Here is a 15,741-nt window from a genome sequence, read left to right as displayed (position 1 = left end):
CCAACAAAGCCCTAATTAGTTAGGGCTTTGTTGGTTCTATCAGGGATCAAAAGGCTGGAATAATTGCATGATCTGGCTATACTCTAGCGCCTGCACATCTTGCTGTTAACCGACAAACCCGCATTGGTAATTTATGTTCGATATCTTGTTTACCCATCCTGATTTTTACATCATCAATAAACACCCTGGTGTTAGTGTTCACAAGGACGATGGCGACACGTCTTTATTGATCGAAGTGGCGAAGCACACCGGTGATGCAAAGTTATACTTGGTACATCGTTTAGATAAGATGACATCAGGCATGCTGATTTTAGGCCGACATAGCAACGCTGCTCGCGACTTATCAGCGCTATTTTCAGAAAGAAAAATCAGTAAATTCTATCTCACTCTGGGTGCTAAGAAGCCTAAGAAGAAGCAGGGCTTGGTAAGTGGCGACATGGAACGTTCTCGACGCGCAAGTTGGAAGCTACTGACGACCAAAGTTAACCCAGCAGTGACACAGTTTTTTTCTGTAGCAGGGGAAAATGGCGAGCGCGTATTTCTCTGTAAACCCCATACTGGAAAAACACACCAGATACGCGTAGCGTTAAAGTCTGTAGGCTCTGCCATTGTTGGTGATGATATCTACAATGCGGGTAATAAAGCAGACCGGGGTTACTTGCATGCTTATGCCTTACGATTTGAATATCATGGCGAAACATTCGAATATGTATGTAACCCGGCCGAAATTTCAAACCTTGGTCAGAAATGGTCAAGTGAAGCTGTTAAACAAGCGTTGTTAGAATGGCAAACTCCTTGGCAACTCGCATGGCCTGCAATTAAATGAGTGAAATGATGAATAAAGACGCGTTATCCCAACTTTGGCCGCTTCTAGAAGAAGCACTAGAACAAGCACCTAATGAATTACGTCGATTATTTCACGGTCGTGGTCAATGTTATGAAGGCTTAGAACAAATGACGATCGATTGGCTACAAGGTCAGTTGGTTGTGCATATATTTAAGCCTGCTGGCGACGATTTTTTAGTGGAGCTTAATAACGGTTTATTGGCTCTAACAGAAAGCACGGCTTGGAGCGCTAAAATGGGTCGCGCTATTTTGGTACAACACCGTTACCTTGAAGGTTCGCCATTTGAAACTGTTTTTGGTGTGCCAGAGCTAAAACCAGTCGTTGAAGAGCTGGGTTTGAAATACCAACTTGAGCTAGGTAAAAACCAGAACTTTGGCCTGTTTCTAGACATGCGTTTAGGCCGTGAGTGGGTGGGTGAGCGTTCAAAGCAAAAGAAAGTTCTGAACCTGTTCTCTTACACATGTGGTTTTTCTGTTGCTGCCGTAGCGGGGGGCGCTGATCAAGTTGTTAATGTTGATATGGCAAAAGGGGCGTTAAGTCGCGGTCGAGAGAATCATCGTTTAAATGGCCACAATACCAATCAAGTTGCGTTTCTAGGGCATGATATTTTTAAATCTTGGGGCAAGATTAAAAAATATGGACCGTACGATTTGATCATTATCGATCCGCCATCTTTCCAAAAAGGCAGTTTTGCATTGACTAAGGACTACCAAAAAATCCTCCGTCGATTACCCGATCTATTAGAGCAAGGTGGTGAGGTGTTGGCTTGTGTAAATGCACCAAGCGTGACACCGGATTTCCTGATTGATTCGATGAAAGAAGAAGCCCCAGCGCTGACCTTCCAATATCGTCTTGATAACCCGCTCGAGTTTAAAGATAGCGATCCAAACTCGTCATTAAAGGCGCTTGTTTTTAGCTAATTTTACGATAAATAGGCCGTGTCTATTTTAAGCCTCCAAATACGATGTATTTGGAGGCTTTTTTATTATGCGCTTTATTTCATATTTGTCGGAATATGAATCACGCATGTCACATATGTTTAATTTAATTTTAATAATTGGATGCGGCAACTACGTAGGTGAATTTTTTAAAGTACCTATTTGGTCGTTGCTAATTATTGTTATTTTTCAATTGAATACTTTTTTCATTAACGGATTTGTACGTATTTATACGTAGTTATAATAAGGGATGCGTCACAAGCCTAGTGCTTTTCTGCGTGGTCTCGCTGATTTTATTTTTAGTGCTTCTGTTCCAAGGTTGGGTCACTGCGTTATGCAAAATTGATTGCAATAACGTAAGTGAATCGAATCTAGCAAGGATGGAAACATGAACTTGATTAACCAATCAGTAAAACGAGTGCTGAAAACAGTACTGGTTGTTGCGACAACAAGCATTGCGATGCTTTCCTTAAATGCTCAAGCCGCGGATAAAGTATATCGTTTGAAGTTGGCCGAAACATGGGGACCAAACTTCCCTGTTTTTGGTGATGCCACTAAAAACATGGCTGCAATGGCTGAAAAAATGTCGAATGGTCGTTTGAAAATTCGTATTGATTCAGCGAACAAGCATAAAGCGCCATTGGGTGTTTTCGACATGGTAAAGTCTGGTCAATATGATATGGGCCATTCAGGTTCGTACTATTGGAAAGGTAAAGTGCCTAACACCCTTTACTTTACCTCAATGCCCTTTGGTATGACGCCAGCAGAGCAATACGCGTGGTTCTACCACGGTGGTGGTATGGAATTGATGGATCAAGTTTACTCGCCTCACAATCTTTTATCCTTTCCTGGCGGTAATACAGACATCCAAATGGGCGGCTGGTTTCAAAAAGAAATCAACAGCGTAGAAGACCTTAAAGGGTTGAAAATGCGTATCCCTGGTTTTGCTGGCGAGATCCTAGCGGAGCTCGGCGCGAAACCAACCAACATTGCACCGGGCGAGCTATACACGTCACTAGAGCGACGCACGATTGACGCACTAGAGTGGGTAGGTCCATCGCTAGATTTGCGTATGGGATTCCATAAAATCGCGCCTTACTACTACACAGGTTGGCATGAGCCGGGTTCAGAGCTTCAGTTTCTTGTGAACAAGCGTACGTGGAACAAATTGCCAGAAGATTTACGTGAAATCTTACGTGTAGCAATGCGTACCGCAGCTTACGATATGTACACACAAGCGACCCACGAAAGTGGTAAAAACTGGGTTTCAATGAAAACGGAATACCCTGACGTGCAAGTGAAAAACTTCCCACCGTCTGTTATGTCAGCATTAAAAGAAGCGAACGATCGTTTACTTACCAAGCATGCTGAAAAAGACGACTTAGCAAAAGAGATCCAAAAATCTCAAGCGGATTACTTACAACAAGTACGTTCGTGGACGGATATTTCTCATAGAGCTTATCTAAACAGCCAAGCGAAATAACGAACTGACCAATAATAATGCCAGCAACAATGCGTAAGCATGAGCTGGCATATTAGTATTATTAGCCATAAAAATAACAACAGTCGTTAAGAGAATTAAGTCCACAATTAGGAACACGACATCGTGTTCTGCCTTTAATTTCCCAGGGAGTATGGAATGAGAAGTTTGATCGTTATCGAACGTATGTTCAACCGCATCGGAGATGTATTAGGTTGGCTTTCCAGCATACTGTTTTTGCTACTACTAGCGAACGTAGTGTATGACGTAATAATGCGGTACGCGTTTAATGATGTGTCCATTGGGTTCCAAGAAATGGAATGGCATCTGTTCGCCAGTGTGTTTTTATTAGGTGTCCCATATGCCATTAAAGCCGGAGGACACGTTCGGGTTGACGTGTTTTACGAGCGTCTTTCAATGAAAGCCCAAGCCATTATTGATATTTTAGGCACCCTTATTTTCCTCATTCCTTTTTGCCTATCAGTTGCTTGGTTTGGTGTTGACTTTGCTAAAGAAAGTTACGCGTTAGGTGAAACATCCGGCGACCCGGGTGGCTTACCTTATCGTTGGATTATAAAAGCGATGATTCCACTTTCATTCTTTTTCATGGCGGTAAGCGGCATCGGATTGCTGCTACATTCGCTCAATAAACTGGTTAACCCAAGATTGCTTTACCAAGCAGAGAAGTAAGGAAGCGAGATCATGATTGGAATAGTAATGTTTTTTGTTGCGCTGCTTGCGCTGCTACTAGGGTTCCCAGTTGCGTTTACGTTTGGAGGAATCGCATTAATTTTTGGAGTGTGGGCTGAAGGCATAGAAATGTTTGCCTTCATGCCATATCGCATTCAATCCATTATGGAAAACACGGTACTCATGGCCGTCCCATTATTTGTCTTTATGGGGTTAGTTCTACAAAAAACCAAACTAGCGGAGCAATTGCTCGAGTCTATGGGGCGACTTTTTGGAGGCGTTCGTGGTGGTATCGCCATTTCAACGGTTTTGGTGGGTGCATTGTTGGCAGCATCGACCGGTGTTGTTGGTGCATCAGTCGTAGCTATGGGGCTTATTTCATTGCCTGTGATGCTGAAATACAATTACGATAAGGGGCTTGCCTGCGGCACGATTTGCGCTTCAGGGACGTTAGGGCAAATTATTCCGCCATCTATCGTTTTAATTTTGCTCGGTGATGTATTAGGGGTTCCCGTAGGAGACTTATTCCAAGCGGCTATCGGTCCTGGTTTCATGTTAGTGGCTGCTTATATTGCATACATACTGTTTTATGCTTATCGAAACCCTCAAGCGGCTCCGGCGATCGACCGAGACGATTCTATTAGCCGCAGCAAGGAAGTGATCACTGCACTTAAAGCCGTTGTTCCTCCTTTAGCTCTGATTGTTGTTGTTTTGGGTTCCATTTTTGCTGGGGTTGCAACTCCAACGGAGTCCGCTGCACTCGGGGGAGCAGGCGCCATTGTTCTTGCGATTATGTATCGTGAATTCAGTTGGAAAATGGTTTATGACGCTTCGAAAGAAACCGTAAAAGTTACCGCGATGGTATTCGCTATTTTACTTGGCGCTACCGCCTTCTCTATGGCATTTACCTATACCGGTGGTGACTTATTGGTTGAAGAATGGATGCTTGAATTACCGGGGGAGAAATGGGGCTTTCTTGTTATTACGATGTTGGTCATTTTAATTCTGGGTTTCTTTATCGACTTTGTTGAAATCTGTTTTATCATCGTGCCTATCTTGGCACCCATCGCTGAGCTGATGGGCATTAATATGACATGGTTTGCGATACTCGTTGCGATGAACTTGCAAACGTCATTCTTAACACCACCGTTTGGATTTAGCTTGTTCTATTTGAAAGGCGTTGCTCCAAAGGGGGTCACAACTCGAGATATTTACCGAGGGGTAATGCCATTCATCGGCATTCAGATATTGGTTCTCGGTTCTATACTGGCGTTCCCTGCATTTTATGGAATGTGACAGGCTTCGAGGTTGTGAATAACAAGTTTTAACAATGTAACAAATGTTGATAAATTGAACGTGCCTATCTTAACTGTTAGATAGGCCGTTTTTTATTTGGAGGATAGGGAATGCCTCTTAAAGCTAAATTGATTTTATTGACTTTACTGCCTTTGATGCTTGTTACGGCTAGCATTAGTTGGGTCTCATTCCATCAGGCAAAAACGTTGGGTGAACGTGAAGTCGAGACTCTAAGAAGCTCCTTGATAAAATCCCGAGAGCAAGCATTAAAAGATAGCGTTGATCTCGCTTTTGACGCCATTCGCCATGTCTATCAAGACCCTGCACTTGAAGAGCATCAAGCTAAGTTACAAGTCCGTCAGATTCTCACGCGCCTACGCTATGGCAGTGACGGCTATTTTTTTGCATATGATAGTAACGGCATCAATCTTGTCCACCCAATACAGCCGGAACTCGTCGGCAAAAACTTGCTACACATTCAAGACGAAAACGGTAATTTCCTTATTGAATCCTTGCTAGACCAAGCTCAAAGTGGGGGTGGCTTCCATCAATATTTGTGGCAAAAACCCTCAACGGGAGAAACCGTACCTAAGCTCAGTTATGCAGCATGGTTAGGAAAGTGGAACTGGATGATTGGTACGGGTCTGTATATCGAGGATGTCAGCTTAGAAGTGGCCAATATGCAAGCGGCAATAAGCAAGAATATTGAAACAACGGTATTTTCGATTGTGGTCATTTTGGTGGTTACGGTCGGGGTGATTATTGTTTTGACGTTAGCGATAAATTTACATGAACATAGATTAGCGGATAAGAATCTTAAAGAGTTAGCCCACAAAACAGTCATGTTTCAAGAGGACGAAAAGAAGCACCTTGCACGAGAGCTCCACGATGGGATCAATCAATTATTGGTTTCCAGTAAGTGTCATTTAGAGTTACTTGGCGACAACTTACCCGATTCAAATTATTCGAAACATTTGGAACAATCTCAGCAATCTATTATGACTGCCATTAATGAAGTGAGGCGAATTTCTCACAATTTGAGGCCAAGTGCTTTGGATGATATAGGCTTGGAGTCGGCGCTAACGACATTACTACAGGATTACCAAGCGCATTCTGGTATTCAAGTTGAAACGTTATATGATACACAAAAAGGGCGCTTGAAATCTGAAGCGGCAACAACCTTGTATCGAGTCGCTCAAGAGTCACTTAATAATATTGAAAAACATGCTAGAGCGAAAAAAATCACCATCATATTGCAACAGATGGGAAGTCTACTTCAACTTGTTGTAAGAGATGATGGTATAGGGTTTAACCCAAGACAAATCCATGGACTAGATGGTATCGGGCTTAGGAATATGCGCGAGAGGGTAGAGTTCATTGGCGGTGAGTTTGAATTGGAAAGTGAGCCTGAGATCGGGACGGAGATTACCGTGTTACTCAACTTAGAAGGATTAGTAGGATGAGTAAATTAATTACTGTGGTCATTGCTGATGATCACCAAGTGGTATTAGATGGATTTATTGCTCGTCTTGAACGCGAGCCTGAAATACAGGTTATTGGTACCGCCAGTAATGGTGTGGAAGCGCTTGAGGTCGTTAAACAAAAAAAGCCAGATGTCACCCTAATGGATATTAGCATGCCAGTAATGAATGGCATTGATGCGACGCGGTTGATTAAAGAAGAGTTACCAGAGGCCAAAGTCGTGATGTTGACTATGCATGACAACCGAGAGTACATCATGCAGGTGATGCAAGTTGGAGCGATGGGTTACATGCTTAAAGAAATCAGCGCGGAAAAAATGATTCAAGCGATCAAAACGGTTAACCAAGGCTCAACGTACTTTTGCGAGTCTGTCACTCAGACGTTGTTTACTCAGCAAGTTGCGCCAACGCCATTAGTTAGCAACCCGTTAACTCGACGCGAAGAGTCTGTGTTGAGACTGGTGGCGACTGGTTGTAGTAGCAAAAAAGTGGCAAACCTACTCAACATTAGTTATCGGACGGTAGAAACGCATCGTCAAAATATTAAGCATAAGCTGGACTTACACTCTACTGCAGAATTGGCAAAATATGCGTTGGAACAAGGGTTAATAGAGTAGCGGGAACTGAATGATGGAATAAGATTGTATGACCATCGATAGACTACCAATGGTCACAATCAGAGGTGTGAAACCTGTTTTATTCTGGTTTAGTAATACTGCCGATTTCTAGTAGCGGCGCCACATCGTAGTTTTCTGCGTTCATCATCGAAGAAATACGTTGAACTGACGATAGCAACAGGCTTTGTTCCCACTCTTCGAGTTCTTGAAATTGATTGATAAAGTTCTCTTGTAGCGGAAGAGGTGACTTTTGTAGAATTTCTTTGCCTGCATCGGTTAAATGAGCATGAACTTTTCGTTTGTCTGTTAGATTACGCTGGCGTAGAACATAACCATTACGTTCTAAACGATCTAATATGGTCGTTGCTGTAGCTTGGCTCATATTGGTATGGTTAGCTAGGCTGCGTATTGTTACTTCACCTAACTCTCGAATTGAACGCATTAAGATTAGCTGAGGGCCGGTTAATCCAGACTCCTTACTTAACTTCTTAGAGTGCAGATCTATGGCTCTAATAATTTGCCTAATCGAAACGAGCACTTCTTCGTGTTTTTCCACCACAATATCCTATGAAATTTTTTGCCAAAACTACACTAAAAACCCTTGCCTGAAAAGGCTGAAATCGTATTTCTGTCTTCAAGAAAGTGAATAATTTTGACAACTGTGATCCCATGGATATACGAGAAATGTTTCGTGTACGAATGAAATGCGTGATCGACTCTGTAGATTAAGTAATCGCTTGGCATGATTATTTAGAGGTAACAGGTTAATTTGCGGGCAAATGCTAGCGTTCTTGTCCGTCATTGTTTAGAATTTACCAATCGAATTTACGGCTAAATGTTATGATCACTAACTAATAAATGGCTATTTTGCTCTTTATGGGTTTTTTCGTCATAGAATTTCACCTTATAAAAACGTCAAAAAACGTCAAAATTATTGACAGAGAGGACAAATGACAAAGGGAATCGATAAGTACAGTATCGACAGTACCGACTACACAGTTGGTCAAGATAACGTACAAAAGTGGGGTTTTGATGTACACAACCCAGTATTCGGGATCAGTGCCGGTTTAATCGCCCTGTTCTTGGTTGCAATCATGGTTGCTGATGCAGACGCTGCAAAAGCAACATTGGACGGCATTAAATGGCAGATTATCGGCGCATTTGATGGTCTGTTTATGTGGGCAGGTAACATTTTTGTTATTTTCTGCCTAGGCTTGATTGTTTCTCCTTACGGTAAAATCCGTTTAGGTGGCCAAGACGCGACGTCTGATTATTCTTTCTTCTCGTGGCTATCTATGCTGTTTGCAGCAGGGATGGGCATCGGTCTTATGTTCTGGAGTGTGGCAGAACCTGTGGCTTATTTCACCGGTTGGTTTGAAACGCCGCTTGGTGTTGAAGCAAATACACCGGAAGCGGCAAAATTAGCACTTGGCGCAACCATGTTTCACTGGGGTCTACACCCATGGGCAATCTACGGTGTTGTAGCGCTTTCTCTTGCATTCTTTACTTATAATAAAGGCATGCCACTGTCTATTCGTTCTATTTTCTACCCAATTTTGGGCGATAGAGCGTGGGGCTGGCCGGGCCACATTGTTGATATTCTTGCCGTACTTGCTACGCTATTTGGTTTGGCGACATCGCTTGGCCTAGGCGCACAACAAGCCGCGAGCGGTATCAACCATGTATTTGGTATCGATGGCGGTATGGGATTACAGGTAGCGGTTATCCTTGTGGTGACATTATTGGCCGTTGTTTCGGTAATCCGTGGTATTGATGGTGGTGTGAAAATCATCAGTAACATTAATATTCTTATTGCGCTTGTGCTACTGATTTTTGTTGGCCTCGTTGGTTGGGCGGTATCTTTGGGCTCAATCCCAACGACGTTCATGGCTTACGTTGAAAACATTATTCCTTTGAGTAATCCGCATGGTCGTAACGATGAAGCATGGTTCCAAGCTTGGACTGTATTCTACTGGGCTTGGTGGATTTCATGGTCACCATTCGTAGGTATGTTTATCGCGCGTGTTTCTCGTGGCCGTACGGTACGTGAATTCCTAACAGCAGTATTAATCGTACCAACAGTTGTGACCATTCTTTGGATGTCAGTATTTGGTGGTCTTGCGATTGACCAAGTGATCAACGAAGTGGGCGTGTTAGGTGCAAATGGTTTACGTGAAGTACCGCTAGCAATGTTTGAAATGTTTGAAGCGCTACCGTTTGGTACGGTTCTATCACTGATCGCTATCTTGCTTGTTTTGGTCTTCTTTATCACGTCTTCAGATTCTGGTTCATTGGTTATCGACAGCATTACTGCTGGTGGTAAAGTTGATGCACCTGTTGTTCAGCGTGTGTTCTGGGCAATGATGGAAGGTGCGATTGCCGCTGCTCTGCTATGGGTTGGTGGAACGGAAGCAATTCAGGCGCTGCAAGCGGGTGCTATTTCTACGGCACTACCGTTTACCTTTATCTTGTTAGCAATGTGTGTGAGCTTGCTAATGGGTATGCGCACGGAGCGTGGTTACCGCTAAATTGATTGGCTGTAATTGAAAATATAAAAAAAGAGGCGAACTTAGTTCGCCTCTTTTTTTCCTTCGTGACGCGCTAAATTACGCGCCTATAGCCATACATCTTTGATTGGTGTGTCGGCAGAATAGTGGTGCATCAACTGCGCTTGTAACAGTTCAGCAGTGGCTAGTGCATCGGTTAAAGCGTGGTGTGGAGTATAAGCGGGCAGGCCATAGCGCGTTCTGCTAGAGCCTAATCGGATTGACTGCGGTTTAACGCCTTTAAGGCGATTCATTAAACCCCCAGCCCATTTTTCTTGGACTTGGGCTTCGATTTCCATGGTATCCATTACCGGAAATACAATACCTTCACCTATACGTTCTTTTAGAGCGCTATCCATGAATTCTCGTTCAATTTTTCGATAATGAACAACGACAATCTTGCCAGACAAAGCCTCTAGCACTTCATCAAGAATTCGCCTTAAATCCGGAGCATCAACAATATCGTTATGAGTGATACCATGAATAACCACTGACTCTTCTGCGAGCGGGGTGGTTGGGTTGACTATCCAATGCCGAGCTTGGTTGCAGTAGATCCGGTTCAGAGAAAAAGGTACAAGGCCAATACTCACTATGTCGTCACTTTGCGCGTCTAATCCCGTTGTTTCAAAATCGAGTGCTACGAAGGGGACTTGCGATAAAGGCGTTTCTTCTGAAACAACCCCTGTCTCGTAAAAGCTCTTTAAGCGCTCATCTCTTACCGAGCTTGCCTTCTCAGCAAATACCTTGGTCCAATCGTTCTTATTTTTACCAAATAGTTTATTCAACATGTGCTTTCTGGCCCCTATTTGAAGCTATTTGCTTGATAGCGGAACTTAAGAAAGTTTTGGGCATTACTTAAAATTTGGAAAGCATCTTTCAAGTTTCTACGTTCAAAATCGGACAAATTATCAGGTTCAATATTATTATCAGGGTCAATTTGTGACTCAACATCAATGGCCTGGTGACGTATTCTAACGGTAGAGATAAACTCCATTGCATCACGTAAGTCTTGAGCCCTGCCTTGTGGCAAGATACCAGCGTCTATGATGTCGTCTAAGCGCTCGAATGAGTTCTGAGAACGTGAGCCAACGGCAAGGGCATGAACACGAATAAGATCCGCTAGCGGAGCCGTACCACGACGCTTAAGGTTAATTGAATTTTTGTGCTGACCGTCTTTTTCCATTACAAAGCTCTTAAAGAAGCCTAATGGAGGCGTTCTGTTTAACGCATTGCGCGCTAAACAAGCTAAGAAGCGGTTGTTTTTACGAGCGCGTCGAACAATAAAACCGTTGAGTTGCTCGGCCCATTTAACCCGGCCATACACCCCATCTAGGTCAAAGAAGATAGAACTATTGAGCAGTGCTTTTGGATTAGGGTTATCAATCCAATCAGCGAAACATTCTTCCCATTCGCGTGTTGTCATGCGCCACATAGGGTTGGTTGCCATGATGTCACCGGTACACAAGACGTAACCGCACTGATCTAGCCCTTTGCAGACAAAGTCGGCTAACTGCGCAAAATAGTCACCGTGCAGGGCTTCGTCATAAGACTCATCGAGGATGATGGCATTGTCTTGGTCAGTCACAATAAGCTGTTCATCGCGAGCCATAGAACCGAGAGCTAGAAAACAGTAAGGGACAGGAGGTTCGCCAAACTTTTCTTCGGCTAATTCCAGGATGCGTTGTTTAAAACTGCGGCCAATAACAGACATCGCACTTCCCACCATGTGAGAGTTTGCGTCTTCGTTGACCATTCGAACAAAGCTATCTTTGACTTGTTCAGACAAGGCTTTAAGTTCATCAATGTTTTGTTGTTGGAAGATACTGCTAACAAGCAACAGTGAACTTTGAGACTCATAGCGTACGATATCAGAAACTTCGATAATGCCGATTGGTTGCTGATTTTTGAGTACTGGAAGATGATGAACGTTATACCTAAGCATGGTTAACATGGCTTCGTAAACATACGCATTATGATCAAGCGACACCAGCTCGGTTGTCATTACATCTGACACTGGATCCTCTGGGGATAAACCAGTTGCAAGTACGCGAGTACATAAATCTCGGTCAGTAATAATACCGATGACTGAGTTATCGTCTTCGTCTTCTTCTTCACGGTCGGGGTCGACAATAAGCAATGCAGAAACATTCTCTTCTGCCATTTTTATCGCCGCTTTTTGGATAGGTTCACTACGTTCAATGGTGATTGGTTCACGTGTAAGAAGGGTGCGTACTTTAGACGTAGTTAAATCATTGGCATCAGAACTGTTCGACATTGCTTGACGTAGGCGGGCTGCGTCTTCGACTTCGACAAAGTCTGCAAAGTTCTCATATTCTTCGTAGAGCTTTTGAAATGTTGCCTCAGGTATGCAGTAGACTAAGGTGTCTTCAATCGCCTTGACTGGAAAACGCACTTTGTTATTAGTCAATAACCCCATCTGGCCAAACAAATCACCTTCATCGAGTCGGTTATACAGCTCACCTTTACGTCGATAAACTTCCACTACGCCACTTCGAACAATGAAGAGATCGTGTATTTGATCGCCAAAATGAATGATTGGCGTACATTCACGATAATAAGAAATTTCGACATTGTGCGAAATGTCATTGAGAACTTCTTCTGGCAGTTCGTCAAAAGGAGGGTATTGAGCTAAAAAAGCTTTAATTTCCAGTATTTCAGCTTGCATTGGCGGGCTCGATTGAAGTGTTTTAACCATCCTAACCAATACATCAAACAAATGAAACCATCAGGCTATGGAAGTCTGATGGTTTTATGGCTTCTATCAATTATTGAGCGCATTTTTTTGACAATAAGTTAACGCATGAACTGGCCTATAAGGCGCTGCATCGACTCAAGGCGAACGACTAAATCGCTGGTTCTTGTTACTGATGTGCTCGACGTTTCACTGGTATTATTTGCCAATGTTTGGATGTTAGTTACGTTTCTATTGACCTCCTGAGTAACGTTAGCTTGCTGGTTTACTGCGGTCGCGATTTGATGGCTGCTATCTGTTACGTTAGCAAGCATTTCGGTGATGTTATTTAATACGACACCGGTTTCTTGAGCTCGGTGATTACACTCTTCTGACAGCTCTTTGCCACGAGACATCATCGATACCGCTTGTTTCGCGGTGTCTTGGAGTTGAGCGATCATGGCATGAATTTCATGAGTCGAAGATTGAGTTTTGGATGCAAGGTTTCTCACTTCGTCGGCGACGACAGCGAATCCACGTCCTGCTTCTCCGGCACGTGCAGCCTCAATAGCGGCGTTGAGTGCCAACAAATTGGTTTGTTCAGACACAGCGCCAATCACATCAAGGATCTGCTCGATCTTCTGACTATCCTCTGCGAGTTTGTCAACGATGTCGCGTGAGCGTTCCAATTCAGTCGCAAGATCCTCAACCGCGCCCATGGTATTTTCAATCATGAGTTTGCCTTTAAGAGATTCATTGTTGGCTTCGTCTGTAGACTGAGAGGCCGTTAGAGCGCTGTCTGAAACTTCTTGTATGGAATGGGTCAATTCTGTAATTGCTGTAGCGACTTGCTCGGTTTCATTACATTGTTGGTTGAGTTGTTGTTGAATAGTTTGTGTATTGCCAAATTCCTCTTCGGCTGAAATCAGCAATTTCCCTGTCGTGTCGGCTGTTCGGGCGGCAACAGCACACAATTGGGCTTTACGCATCATCAGAGCTAATTCGATACTTGAGTAATCATCGAATTTCCCCGTATATGGATGCTCCATTAGGGCGTTATCGTAAGAGTCTTTGGCAAGATCTTGAATGGCATTAATACGAGATTGTTGAATGAATCCAATGAATAAAGTCATGCAAGATAATGCGGCGATTGAGGCAAACAAGGCAGTTTGATCGCCAGAGAACAACCCTGCAACGCTAACAAGAGATAACACGGCAGCGAGTACTAATTGCCATTGATTATATCGGCGGCGTAGTGTCTGTTTAATGCCTGGCTTTTTGCCTTCTCGAAGGTTTTTATACAGAGACTCAGCTCGTTCAATTTGTTCATTCGTCGGTTTAGTACGAACAGACTGATGCTCTTCTATTTCACCAGCGCTATTAACAATAGGCGTTACAAAAGCTGAAACCCAATAATGATCGCCACCAGCGCAACTATTTTTTACCAGACCCATCCAACTTTGGCCGCTTTTAAGGTACTTCCACATTTGCGCGAAAGCAGGCTTTGGCATGTCTTGATGTCGCACTAAGTTATGAGGCCTGCCTAGGAGGTCGTCTTCTTGATATTCTGCTACATCACAGAATGACTCATTTGCTGAAGTAATAATGCTTTTAGGATCAGTAGTTGAAATGAGATTGTGTTCTTTTGGGTAGGATTTATTAGCCATACAACTCTCTAATATTGCAATTAAATTTCACGTGGTACGTAATGATTTGCAAATTAGCACAGTCGAATAATATCAGTGTGATTTAGATCAAGTACACCTGCTGTGACATAACTGATGGAATTGTAATTAGATGAAAAGATAGTTTGTGGGAATAGTTGTAGCTATTTGCACGAATTTTGTGAGGCAAGTCTACTTGGCTAAAAATAAAGCCAGCAAAATGCTGGCTTTATAGAGGGTACGGATAAGCTCTGCTCTATAGTACGGCAGCAAGGCCTTTACATAGTGGACCCATATTTGATTTAGTCATACCAGCAACGCTGATGCGGCCAGAACCGACAATGTAGATTGCAAACTCATCTTTAAGGCGGTTTACTTGCTCTTTGCTTAGGCCAGAGAAAGAGAACATGCCGTTTTGACGCTCGATAAAGCTAAAGTCGTGCGAAACACCTTCAGCTTTCAAGGTCGTTACGAACAGTTCACGCATCTCTTGAATACGGTCGCGCATTTCTGCAACTTCAGCTTCCCATTCAGCTCTTAGTGCGTCGTCGTTCAAAATGTAAGTTACGACGGCCGAACCGTGTGCTGGTGGGTTTGAGTAAATTGAACGAATGATGCTTTTAACTTGAGAGAACGCCGTTGTTGCGACTTCTTCGTTCTTAGCAACAAGGGTGAATGCACCCACACGTTCGTTGTATAAACCGAAGTTTTTAGAAAACGAACTTGCGACCAAAATTTCATTGTTGTATTTAGCAAAGGTGCGCAAGCCCGATGCGTCTTCTTCTACGCCTTTTGCAAACCCTTGGTAAGCAAAATCGAACAATGGGATGAGGCCTTTATCGGCACATAGCTTAGCCAGTACTTCCCACTCGTCCGCCGTTGGGTCGATGCCTGTTGGGTTATGACAACAGCCGTGTAGAAGAACGATGTCACCAGCAGCAGCTTGATTCAAGCTATCAACCATCGCGTTGAAATCTTTGTCTTTACTTTCTGCATTGTAATAGCCGTATTGAGCGGTTTCTAAACCAGCTGCAGAGAAAACGCCATTATGATTCGCCCAAGTTGGATTACTGATCCAAATTTTGCTGCTACTTAACTGACGCTTAATGAACTCACCAGCAACGCGAAGAGCGCCGGTGCCACCTGGGGCTTGTGCAGTTTTTGCTAGTTTATTGCTAACGATGTTTGAATCTGCGCCAAATAGCAATTTTTGAACGGCAAGGCCGTACTCAGCTGTACCTTCAATTGTTAGGTATGACTTGGTTTTTTCCGACTCTAACAAAGCGGCTTCTGCTTTTTTAACGGTAGCAAGAACGGGAGTCTGACCTTCTTCGTTCTTGTAAATACCGACACCTAGGTTAATTTTTTCTGCACGTGCGTCTTTCTTAAACTCTTCAGTAAGACCAAGAATCGGGTCGGCAGGGGCGGCATTGACTGTTTCAAACATAATCGGCTTCCATATTGATTAAAATGGGGATAGTGAAAGGTAT

13 protein-coding genes are annotated in these 15,741 nt (G+C 43.4%); 8 read left to right on the top strand and 5 right to left on the bottom strand.

The features are described 5' to 3' along the window. The first annotated feature begins 133 nt into the window (after positions 1-133). The 7 genes from VTAP4600_RS04060 to VTAP4600_RS04030 all read left to right on the top strand — a co-directional run bounded on the left by VTAP4600_RS04060 (position 134) and on the right by VTAP4600_RS04030 (position 7,349). Positions 134-826 carry a TIGR01621 family pseudouridine synthase gene (locus tag VTAP4600_RS04060; RefSeq protein WP_102521625.1) on the top strand — a complete coding sequence of 231 codons (693 nt, stop codon included), beginning with the start codon at positions 134-136 and terminating at the stop codon, positions 824-826. An 8-nt stretch (positions 827-834) separates the two neighbouring features. Beyond that, positions 835-1,767, top strand: a complete 933-nt coding sequence (locus VTAP4600_RS04055) for a class I SAM-dependent methyltransferase (RefSeq protein WP_102523893.1) — start codon at positions 835-837, stop codon at positions 1,765-1,767. A gap of 406 nt (positions 1,768-2,173) precedes the next feature. After that, complete coding sequence (locus VTAP4600_RS04050) at positions 2,174-3,268, top strand: TRAP transporter substrate-binding protein (RefSeq protein ID WP_102521624.1); 1,095 nt, start codon at positions 2,174-2,176, stop codon at positions 3,266-3,268. A 156-nt stretch (positions 3,269-3,424) separates the two neighbouring features. Beyond that, complete coding sequence (locus tag VTAP4600_RS04045) at positions 3,425-3,955, top strand: TRAP transporter small permease subunit (protein WP_102521623.1); 531 nt, start codon at positions 3,425-3,427, stop codon at positions 3,953-3,955. Between the two features lie 12 nt (positions 3,956-3,967). Next, positions 3,968-5,251, top strand: a complete 1,284-nt coding sequence (locus VTAP4600_RS04040) for a TRAP transporter large permease (protein ID WP_102521622.1) — start codon at positions 3,968-3,970, stop codon at positions 5,249-5,251. Positions 5,252-5,361: 110 nt separating this feature from the next. Beyond that, positions 5,362-6,714 (top strand): cache domain-containing protein, encoded by a 1,353-nt coding sequence (locus VTAP4600_RS04035; RefSeq protein WP_102521621.1) that lies wholly within the window; start codon positions 5,362-5,364, stop codon positions 6,712-6,714. Then, positions 6,711-7,349, top strand: a complete 639-nt coding sequence (locus VTAP4600_RS04030; protein WP_102521620.1) for a response regulator transcription factor — start codon at positions 6,711-6,713, stop codon at positions 7,347-7,349. Before VTAP4600_RS04035 ends, VTAP4600_RS04030 begins: the two co-directional genes overlap by 4 nt. A gap of 79 nt (positions 7,350-7,428) precedes the next feature. Here VTAP4600_RS04030 and VTAP4600_RS04025 read toward each other — a convergent pair whose 3' ends face one another. Beyond that, positions 7,429-7,905, bottom strand: a complete 477-nt coding sequence (locus VTAP4600_RS04025; protein WP_102521619.1) for a MarR family winged helix-turn-helix transcriptional regulator — start codon at positions 7,903-7,905, stop codon at positions 7,429-7,431. 394 nt (positions 7,906-8,299) lie between these two features. On the opposite strand from VTAP4600_RS04025, the gene VTAP4600_RS04020 reads away from it, so the two are divergent. Beyond that, the gene (locus tag VTAP4600_RS04020; RefSeq protein WP_102521618.1) at positions 8,300-9,877 is read left to right on the top strand and encodes a BCCT family transporter; all 1,578 of its coding nucleotides are present in this window, start codon (positions 8,300-8,302) and stop codon (positions 9,875-9,877) included. Positions 9,878-9,963: 86 nt separating this feature from the next. Here the strand turns inward: VTAP4600_RS04020 and VTAP4600_RS04015 are convergent, their stop codons facing one another. From VTAP4600_RS04015 to VTAP4600_RS04000, 4 genes are all read right to left on the bottom strand, one after another. Then, positions 9,964-10,680, bottom strand: a complete 717-nt coding sequence (locus VTAP4600_RS04015) for a 3'-5' exonuclease (protein WP_415239684.1) — start codon at positions 10,678-10,680, stop codon at positions 9,964-9,966. Positions 10,681-10,697: 17 nt separating this feature from the next. Further along, entirely contained in the window at positions 10,698-12,581 is a 1,884-nt protein-coding gene (locus tag VTAP4600_RS04010) for a putative nucleotidyltransferase substrate binding domain-containing protein (RefSeq protein WP_102521616.1), read from the bottom strand. Between the two features lie 128 nt (positions 12,582-12,709). Then, on the bottom strand, positions 12,710-14,254 hold the full coding sequence (locus tag VTAP4600_RS04005) for a methyl-accepting chemotaxis protein (protein ID WP_102521615.1): 1,545 nt from the start codon (positions 14,252-14,254) through the stop codon (positions 12,710-12,712). A gap of 253 nt (positions 14,255-14,507) precedes the next feature. Continuing rightward, positions 14,508-15,698, bottom strand: coding sequence for an amino acid aminotransferase (locus tag VTAP4600_RS04000; RefSeq protein ID WP_102521614.1), 1,191 nt, complete (start codon positions 15,696-15,698; stop codon positions 14,508-14,510). Positions 15,699-15,741 lie beyond the last annotated feature (43 nt).

Source organism: Vibrio tapetis subsp. tapetis, assembly GCF_900233005.1.
Lineage (GTDB): Bacteria > Pseudomonadota > Gammaproteobacteria > Enterobacterales > Vibrionaceae > Vibrio > Vibrio tapetis.
Note: the sequence above shows the minus strand (reverse complement) of the source record. Positions and strands in the feature narration are given on the sequence as shown.

Coding starts and splice junctions, on each gene's coding strand:
- VTAP4600_RS04020 (WP_102521618.1), top strand. CDS start 8,300: ATGACAAAGGGAATCGATAAGTACAGTATCGACAGTACCGACTACACA.
- VTAP4600_RS04010 (WP_102521616.1), bottom strand. CDS start 12,581: ATGCAAGCTGAAATACTGGAAATTAAAGCTTTTTTAGCTCAATACCCT.
- VTAP4600_RS04030 (WP_102521620.1), top strand. CDS start 6,711: ATGAGTAAATTAATTACTGTGGTCATTGCTGATGATCACCAAGTGGTA.
- VTAP4600_RS04050 (WP_102521624.1), top strand. CDS start 2,174: ATGAACTTGATTAACCAATCAGTAAAACGAGTGCTGAAAACAGTACTG.
- VTAP4600_RS04055 (WP_102523893.1), top strand. CDS start 835: ATGAATAAAGACGCGTTATCCCAACTTTGGCCGCTTCTAGAAGAAGCA.
- VTAP4600_RS04060 (WP_102521625.1), top strand. CDS start 134: ATGTTCGATATCTTGTTTACCCATCCTGATTTTTACATCATCAATAAA.
- VTAP4600_RS04045 (WP_102521623.1), top strand. CDS start 3,425: ATGAGAAGTTTGATCGTTATCGAACGTATGTTCAACCGCATCGGAGAT.
- VTAP4600_RS04040 (WP_102521622.1), top strand. CDS start 3,968: ATGATTGGAATAGTAATGTTTTTTGTTGCGCTGCTTGCGCTGCTACTA.
- VTAP4600_RS04005 (WP_102521615.1), bottom strand. CDS start 14,254: ATGGCTAATAAATCCTACCCAAAAGAACACAATCTCATTTCAACTACT.
- VTAP4600_RS04035 (WP_102521621.1), top strand. CDS start 5,362: ATGCCTCTTAAAGCTAAATTGATTTTATTGACTTTACTGCCTTTGATG.
- VTAP4600_RS04000 (WP_102521614.1), bottom strand. CDS start 15,698: ATGTTTGAAACAGTCAATGCCGCCCCTGCCGACCCGATTCTTGGTCTT.